Source organism: Reyranella soli, from assembly GCF_007992495.1.
GTDB classification, from domain to species: domain Bacteria; phylum Pseudomonadota; class Alphaproteobacteria; order Reyranellales; family Reyranellaceae; genus Reyranella; species Reyranella soli.
In genome coordinates, this window is record NZ_BKAJ01000319.1 from 1 (window position 1) to 3,170 (window position 3,170).

General features: G+C 66.6%; 3 protein-coding genes. 1 reads left to right on the forward strand and 2 read right to left on the reverse strand.

Going from position 1 to position 3,170, the window contains the following annotated elements; all coding sequences use genetic code 11:
- Positions 1–19 precede the first annotated feature (19 nt).
- Complete coding sequence (locus tag RSO01_RS46335) at positions 20–370, reverse strand: RidA family protein (protein ID WP_147157404.1); 351 nt, start codon at positions 368–370, stop codon at positions 20–22.
- Positions 367–1,731 carry an adenylate/guanylate cyclase domain-containing protein gene (locus tag RSO01_RS46340; RefSeq protein ID WP_147157405.1) on the reverse strand — a complete coding sequence of 455 codons (1,365 nt, stop codon included), beginning with the start codon at positions 1,729–1,731 and terminating at the stop codon, positions 367–369. Before RSO01_RS46340 ends, RSO01_RS46335 begins: the two co-directional genes overlap by 4 nt.
- Positions 1,732–1,834: 103 nt before the next feature.
- Here RSO01_RS46340 and RSO01_RS46345 point away from each other — a divergent pair, with 103 nt between their 5' ends.
- Positions 1,835–3,103: an aq_1923 C-terminal domain gene (locus tag RSO01_RS46345; RefSeq protein ID WP_147157406.1), complete on the forward strand. Its 1,269-nt coding sequence runs from the start codon at positions 1,835–1,837 to the stop codon at positions 3,101–3,103.
- Positions 3,104–3,170 lie beyond the last annotated feature (67 nt).

Here is a 3,170-nt window from a genome sequence, read left to right on the forward strand (position 1 = left end):
GGAAGACCATGAACTCTCATCAGATCGCCGCCACCACCATGATCTCGATCTTCATCTTCGGGTCGTTCAGCTTGGCCTCGACGGTGGCGCGGGCCGGGGTCTGGCCGGGCACGACCCAGGCGTCCCACACGGCATTCATGGCGGCGAAGTCACTGATGTCGCGCAGCCAGATGACCGCCGACAGGATCTTCGACTTGTCGCTGCCGCCCTTCTTCAGCAGGGCATCGATCTCGGCCAGCGCCTGCTGCACCTGGCCGGTGATGTCGGCCGAGGTGTCCTCGGGGATCATGCCCGAGAGATACATGCGGTCACCGAAGACGCTGGCCTCGCTCATGCGCGGGCCAGGATCGATGCGAACGACAGTGCTCATGCGGTGGGTCTCCGGTCGATGGCGATCATGTGGATGGGTGTATGGCCGACGATGGCCTGCAAGCCAAGATCGCGGCAGCGCGCCTTGAGGTCGCTCGGCAAGGGGCTGGCGCGCTCGGCCGCCGCCACGGCCTCGGCGCTCAGCAGGACGCCGGCATCGAACTGGCGCGTCATGCTCTCCAGGCGGCTCGCGACGTTGACGGTGTCGCCCAAGGTCGTGAACTCCAGCCGGTCGGCAATGCCGACATTGCCCTGGATGACCGGCCCGTAATGGATGCCGATGCCGACGGTAGTCGCGACCCTGCCGACGGCGATGAGCCGATCGCGCCATTGGTCGATCGTGTCGAGGATCTCGACGGCGCACAGCAAGGCATCGCGCGCCGCGTCGGGCGTCTTCTCCGGCGCCCCGAACACCGCCATCAGCCCGTCGCCCAGAAACTTGTCGACCGAGCCGTTGTGGCGAAAGACGATGGGCACGATGCGGCGATGGAAGGCGCGGATGATGGCGATCACCTCTTCCGGGGTGACCGCCTCCATGCGGCGCGTCGAGCCGATGACGTCGACGAACATCACGGCGGCGTCCTGGGCGCGGCCAGCCTCGAGGCCGCGCACGTCGGCTGCTGCCAGATGCTCGACGACACTGGGTGAGAAGTAGCGGCCGAGGTTGGCGCGCTCGGTCTCGGCCATGACCGCACGCTCGACGTGGCGGCGGGCGCGCCAGATGGCACCGGCGATCAGGCCGATGGTGATGGCGAGCAGCACGAGCTGGTTCAGCATGAACACGACCGGATCATCGATGCCCTGCACCTCGATCAGCTGGCGCAGGAGGTCGAGGGCGCCAGCGGCGGTGAAGCCGCGGAACGAATCGACGTGCTCGGCGGAATGCAGCACGAAGGCGAAGGAGGCGAGCTGGCCCACGAAGGCCGCCGCGCCGGCGATCAGCACGATCCTGACGGAAAAAGTGAGCGCGCTCGCCGCCACATAAGCCACGAGATAGAGGAAGGCCGAGCGACGCAGCCACGACTGCAGCGCCCATTCGTACCAGTCGTTCTCGGGATAGTGGCTGGCCAGGACGATGATCGCCACGTCGACCAGGGCGCACACGCCCTGCATGGCGAGCATGTAGCGGCTGCGGCGGGTGGCGTAGCCGATCCAGCCGACCGCGAAGAACACCGCCATCGCCGCGATCAGGACCGGCAGGCGCGTCCACGACGAGGACAGCACCACCCAGATGAAGACGATGCCGAGCGCGATGGCGCGCGCCTTGAAGGCGAAGGCGAAGCCCGACAGCTCCTCCTCGTGCAGGCGCTGCAGCCAGCCGGGCGGCCCCGTGCGGTCCGGGCGGATGGATTGGTCTGCCACGGGCGGACCCTAGTGGAGACCCGCCGAGTGTGGCAATCGCCACAGCCCCCGGGCCAACAGCCCCATACGGTGCCGGCCTCATTCCATTGGGGGAGAGGCCAACATGGCAAGACGTGGATTCTGGAGAACGCTGGTTCTCCTGGTAGGCCTGTCGCTGTTCGCGACGGTGCCGGCGCAGGCCCAGAACGGGCTGCAGCGCTTCGAGAAAGAGATCAAGCCGCAGCTCGAGTTCAAGTCGCTGACCTACGACAAGGCCGCGCCCCTGGGCGACAAGGGCTTTACGCTGAGCAACGTCGTTGCCGTGGTGCCGGCCTCGGTGACCGGCGGCAAGGACAGCACGGTCAAGATCGAGAAGGTCACCGTCGAAGAGATCGACTTCGATCGCATGAAGGATAGCGGCAAGAAGGACGAGATCCCGCTGTTCGCCAAGCTCAAGATCGAGGGCATGACGGGCGACGACGATCTCAGCGGCATGCTCGAGAGCTTCGGCATCCCCAAGGCACCGGTCGACCTGGCGCTGGACTACCGGCTCAACGCCGCCGACAAGGTGCTGACCATCTCGAAGCTCGAGATGGGCCTGCAGGGACAGGGCACCTTGTCGCTCAGCCTGGTTCTCGACGGCGTCAGCGACAAGGCGAGCGAAGCCGCCGGCGCCAAGGACACCGCCAGCCTGCGCTCGGCATCGCTGGTCTACACGGATGTCGGGCTGCTATCGCAGCTGGTGCCCGCCGTCGCCAAGCAGCAGGGCATGGCGGCCGACGCCATGGTCGCCATGGCCGTGGCGCCGATCGGCGCCTTCGCCACCGGCAAGGGGCCGGGCACGGTCAAGGCACTGGACGCCCTGGCCTCCTTCATCGCCGACTGGAAGAAGCCCAAGGGCCCGATCACCATCTCGGTCACGCCGGCCAAGAGCGCCTCGATCAACGATCTCGACAAGATCGAGCAGCCCAACGCGCTGACCGACATCTTCGGCCTCAAGATCGAGTATGCCGGCACGCGGGCCGGTGCAGCGGGCGGCGTTGCCCCCTCGACCGGAGGCCAGTCCGCAGCCGCGGCGGCGCCGCCGGCCGACAAGACCATGACCGGCGCCGAGGCCTGGCTGACGATCATCGGCAATACGGTGACGGGCAAGGTCGACGGTGAGGTAATCTTCGAGCACTACCGCAAGGACGGCACGCTCGCGCTGCTGGAAGGCAGCGAGATCACCAAGGGCAAGTGGTCGCTCGAGGGTGAGCGGGTCTGCTTCAAGTACCCCGACGAGGACAAGGACTGCCAGACCATCACCCGCACGGGCGACGAGGTCACCTTCAAGCGCAAAGACAAGAGCGGCTACAAGCTCAAGGTCCTGCAGGGCAATCCGAAGAACCTCTAGTACTTGGTATCGCAGATACCTGATCCAGGCGCGCTGTCATCCCGAGCGTAGCGAGGGACCTTTCCTG